At 53.2% G+C, this 4,132-nt stretch carries 4 protein-coding genes; 1 reads left to right on the top strand and 3 read right to left on the bottom strand.

Going from position 1 to position 4,132, the window contains the following annotated elements:
• Positions 1–1,729: efflux RND transporter permease subunit (locus ACXJ5O_RS20485; protein ID WP_457301504.1), on the top strand; the 1,729-nt coding region annotated here is incomplete at its 5' end.
• Positions 1,730–1,807: 78 nt separating this feature from the next.
• Here ACXJ5O_RS20485 and ACXJ5O_RS20490 read toward each other — a convergent pair.
• From ACXJ5O_RS20490 to ACXJ5O_RS20500, 3 genes are all read right to left on the bottom strand, one after another.
• The gene (locus ACXJ5O_RS20490; protein ID WP_457301505.1) at positions 1,808–2,191 is read right to left on the bottom strand and encodes a hypothetical protein; all 384 of its coding nucleotides are present in this window, start codon (positions 2,189–2,191) and stop codon (positions 1,808–1,810) included.
• 90 nt (positions 2,192–2,281) lie between these two features.
• Complete coding sequence (locus tag ACXJ5O_RS20495) at positions 2,282–2,422, bottom strand: hypothetical protein (RefSeq protein ID WP_162702174.1); 141 nt, start codon at positions 2,420–2,422, stop codon at positions 2,282–2,284.
• Between the two features lie 183 nt (positions 2,423–2,605).
• Positions 2,606–2,962, bottom strand: a complete 357-nt coding sequence (locus ACXJ5O_RS20500) for a hypothetical protein (protein ID WP_158482329.1) — start codon at positions 2,960–2,962, stop codon at positions 2,606–2,608.
• Positions 2,963–4,132 lie beyond the last annotated feature (1,170 nt).

Below are 4,132 nucleotides of genomic sequence, written 5' to 3' on the forward strand. Positions count from 1 at the left end.
AACCGTAACCGTGACGATTGCAGTTTCCGCACTTGTCTCGCTGACACTCACGCCAATGCTGTGCGCCCGTTTTCTGCGAGCGGAACACCACGCAAAACATGGCAGGCTCTTCCTGGCATCGGAGYGAGCCTTCGAAGCACTGCTGAACGCGTACCGCGTTACGCTCGATATCGCCTTGCACCACCATCGCATAACTTTTGGCATTTTCCTGCTAACGCTCGTTGCCACAGGTTACCTTTTTATCAGTATCCCAAAGGGCTTTTTCCCAATTCAAGATACAGGCTTGATTACAGGCCTTCTACAGGGTGCACAGGATACATCGTTTGCCGACATGGCACGCCATCAGGTAGAGGTCGGCAAGGTGGTCGCCAGCGATCCCGCGGTCGCTACGGTGGGGATGGCTGTCGGCGGCGGATCCGGTAATACACTCAATACCGGGCGTATGTTTATCACTCTCAAGCCACACGATCAGCGAGATGCGACGGCAAGCCAGATCATTGGTCGCCTGCGCCCAAAATTGGCGCAGGTTGAAGGGGTGAAGCTGTTCCTTCAACCGGCTCAGGATATCAATGTCGGCGGTCGGAGTTCAGCGACCCAGTTTCAATATACGCTACAGGATGGCGATGCGAACGAGCTGAATAGCTGGGCGCCGAAGCTTTTGGCAAAATTAAGCTCCTTGCCTGAGCTTACGGATGTTGCGACGGATCAGCAATCCAACGGAACAACCGTCACTCTCGACATTGATCGGGATCAAGCGGCTCGCTTTGGGATCACGCCTCAAAGCATCGACGACACGCTCGACGATGCTTTTGGTCAACGGCAAGTCACTCAATATTTCACCGACATCAACAGTTATCACGTGATACTGGAATTGTCTCCGAAGGCTCAGAGCTCACCACAGGCAATTAACCAGCTCTACATCAAATCGCCACTGACCGGTGCGCAAGTTCCGCTCAACGTGCTTGTAAAAGAGACGACGCAGCCGACCACCGTTCTTGCGATCAACCACCAGAGCCAGTTTCCGTCGGTGACGCTATCATTCAACCTTGCTCCGGGAGTGGCTCTGAGCCAGGCTGTTTCGGCCATCCACCAAGCCGAAACTGCCCTGGGAGTGCCCCCGACACTCATTGCTACCTTCCAGGGCAATGCGCAGGCATACCAGACATCCTTAGCCAGCGAACCTTTGCTCGTTTTGGCCGCGTTGGGCGTGATATACATCATTTTAGGTGTGCTTTATGAAAGCTACGTCCATCCGCTGACCATCCTGTCAACTCTACCATCCGCAGGTCTCGGCGCTCTCATCATGCTGTGGAGCTTCGGCTTCGACTTCACGGTTATCGCCCTGATCGGCGTCATTCTCCTAATCGGTATTGTCAAGAAAAACGGCATCATGATCGTTGATTTCGCTATTGCCGCGGAGCGCGAGCATGGCTTGCGACCGGAGGAAGCAATCCGGCAGGCGTGCCTGCTACGCTTCCGGCCAATCATGATGACGACGATGGCTGCAATTCTTGGCGGCATTCCTCTGATGATGGGGCATGGGACGGGCTCCGAACTGCGACAGCCCCTGGGATACGCAATGGTTGGAGGCCTCATTTTGAGCCAGGCAATGACACTCTATACGACACCGGTTGTCTACCTCTACCTCGACAGATTGAGCCTCTGGATGTCGGGGCGGAACAGAACGTCCTTTCCCGCAGCTGTTACTACGAGTGAACCGGCCGAATAACAAACCGTTCTGAGTTGAGGACGGGCTCCCTCATGGGTAACGCCCAACAGTCAAATATGGCGCCGCTCGTTTGAATTCTCAACGGCACCACTGCTTGATCGCGAGCGCAATCGCCTTCGTATGATCGACCAGATCGCGTACGGAGACACGCTCGTTCGGCTGATGTGCCCGTGCGGGATCTCCAGGTCCAAAGTTGACAGTGGGAGGTTTGCCGAAGCCCATTGGCCAACCGATATCGCCGTGCGTGCCGAAAACCAGACAGAAACGGTGACAGGCTGGCTTTTCCGACCGCTTTCCAGAAAACCTTATAAGAGGGATTGACAGCTGGAACTTCCGCGCAAGCCCGCCCAAAAGCCATTCTATGCGGGCTGGATGTTTGCGCAGCTGGGGATCTGCCCGGCAGACATTGAAGAGGTGTTCTTCGATCTTACGCTTCACTTTTCCGTCAAAACCCAAACTCATTTTTCTCACTGGGCAAGTACTGAGCGTCGATGATAATCAAAAGCTTGACGCTTGGGCGAAGAAAAGGCTGGGCGCAGGCGATGATTTAATTCAGCGGAGCAAGGCTTGGTAAACCCAGTCAAAGCCAACTGCGAGAGCGATCGATACGACAATAACCACTAGAAGAATGATCTCCGCCAAATCCAGGTGCGGCATGTGGTTGTAACGAGGGCGATTACTAGACTTAGACATTCTGGCCTCCATTAAAAGGCAATCATTAAAACCGTTATGGGCCGGTACAAAGAACCTCATCCGGAGTTCGTCCCAGGGGAAGGATATTCTTTAGCCATGCCATCAAGTATCCCATCCACTTTAGCATTCGAATCCGGTCCCCAATCGTTATGGGGGGCCGGGATTCGAAGAGCCTACGATGGGTTACTGGCAGTATTCGTCGTAGAGGGGAGAGTTCCAACGGAACGGGTACTCGCAGGAATAGTAGGGACCCCAATAATTGTCGTCACGGCGAAAGTCCCTAAAGTGACCCCTGCGGTCCGCAAAGCTATGGCTCGTCGCGAATCCATGAGCACTGTTGAAGGTGCCATCACGGCCAAAAATGCCACCGCTGCGGGAGCCGTGACCGCTACCGCCGAAGTCGCCGCGACTACCGGCAAAGCTATTGCCGCCGCCGCCATGGCCGCCGCCTCCGCCATGAGCCATCGATTCAGTTGCCGAGCCGGCCGCCAACATTGCACCTAAAGCGGTTATCGCTAAGATTGTTGCTGATTTTCTCATAATTGACTCCTTGAAAGCTTCCAGTTGTGAAAGCTAACCTAATATGGAGATAGAAAGTCTGCCGATGTATTATACGTTGGTTTATATGCGTAGGTCTTGGGTTTTAAGCGTGGGTCACAGGTTTTAGGTCGCCAACCTACAGTATATGATGTCGGTGTATCGTCACATAACATGTAGAAGTATTTTTGAGCCGAAGGCAAAGCATGACCCAACCCGTCTTCTGACCGTAGGTTCTGCCTTGTTTCATCCTACTTCGTGGGCCCTGCTTACTAAGAGTTTTTGCATGTCCCGTTCTCAAGCACGGACCCGCAAACCCTGGCCCTTGCCGACGATGCAGTCGATCCGGACGACGTCACCGACCTATATCGGAACGGAATGCAACGCCCAAAGATGCTTTAACGTTTGCTCCAGACACGCCGCCGATGCGACATGAATTCCCGCTTCGGACTGCTTCAAGGCTTTCACAATCAGTCTGGTTCGCCCACCGATATAAACCTAAGTATGGCTCAATCAAACCAGCGAATTATTCACGCGCACCTGAGTATGATGGAGTATTTATAACTGCATAGTTACAAACAGGTGGAATAGAAATTACGCAAGGAGGGTAGCAATGCTACCTGACCACCCGATTCCTTCTGATGCCAAGGATTTAATGCTATGGAGAAGCTGGATACGATTTGGATCATGCTGTTTCTAGTAGGTTCCGCCGCCATCGTGACCCTTGCATTTGCCACCGGCGATATATTTGCCCTGAATTGAGCCTACGATACTGCATTTTTGGCGCCTTCTGCCCCCTGCAAGTTGAAGCTACGGCCGCCGCCTGTTCTCTCAATCAAGGACCAGCGCATACTGCAACACAGCACTTTCTTCAGGTTTCTCCGGTGCACTCGTGCTGATCAATCGCTGAGGTGGATTTACTAAGATAATCCATTCCGATCTGAGACGGCCAACTCCTCTTCAGGGAACTATTCATGACGGACGAACGCGAAATCAGGGCGGATCTATCCCGGTGTCTCGGCGGCTTTGGCGGTTTGGGATGATCCTTTCCTTCCGGTCTGATGTTGCCCTCGCTCTTGTCGAGGCGACGTGTGTTCGTGCGCTGGAACGCGCGCCGCTCCTCATAAGCAATAGTCGTCTTGATTACTGGTTGTTCTCGACACTGCATTCGAT

This window comes from Phyllobacterium sp. P5_D12 (genome assembly GCF_054049495.1).

Excerpts from the sequence above, each read along its gene's own strand:
- ACXJ5O_RS20490 (WP_457301505.1), bottom strand. The coding sequence starts at position 2,191 with ATGAGTTTGGGTTTTGACGGAAAAGTGAAGCGTAAGATCGAAGAACAC.
- ACXJ5O_RS20495 (WP_162702174.1), bottom strand. The coding sequence starts at position 2,422 with ATGTCTAAGTCTAGTAATCGCCCTCGTTACAACCACATGCCGCACCTG.
- ACXJ5O_RS20500 (WP_158482329.1), bottom strand. The coding sequence starts at position 2,962 with ATGAGAAAATCAGCAACAATCTTAGCGATAACCGCTTTAGGTGCAATG.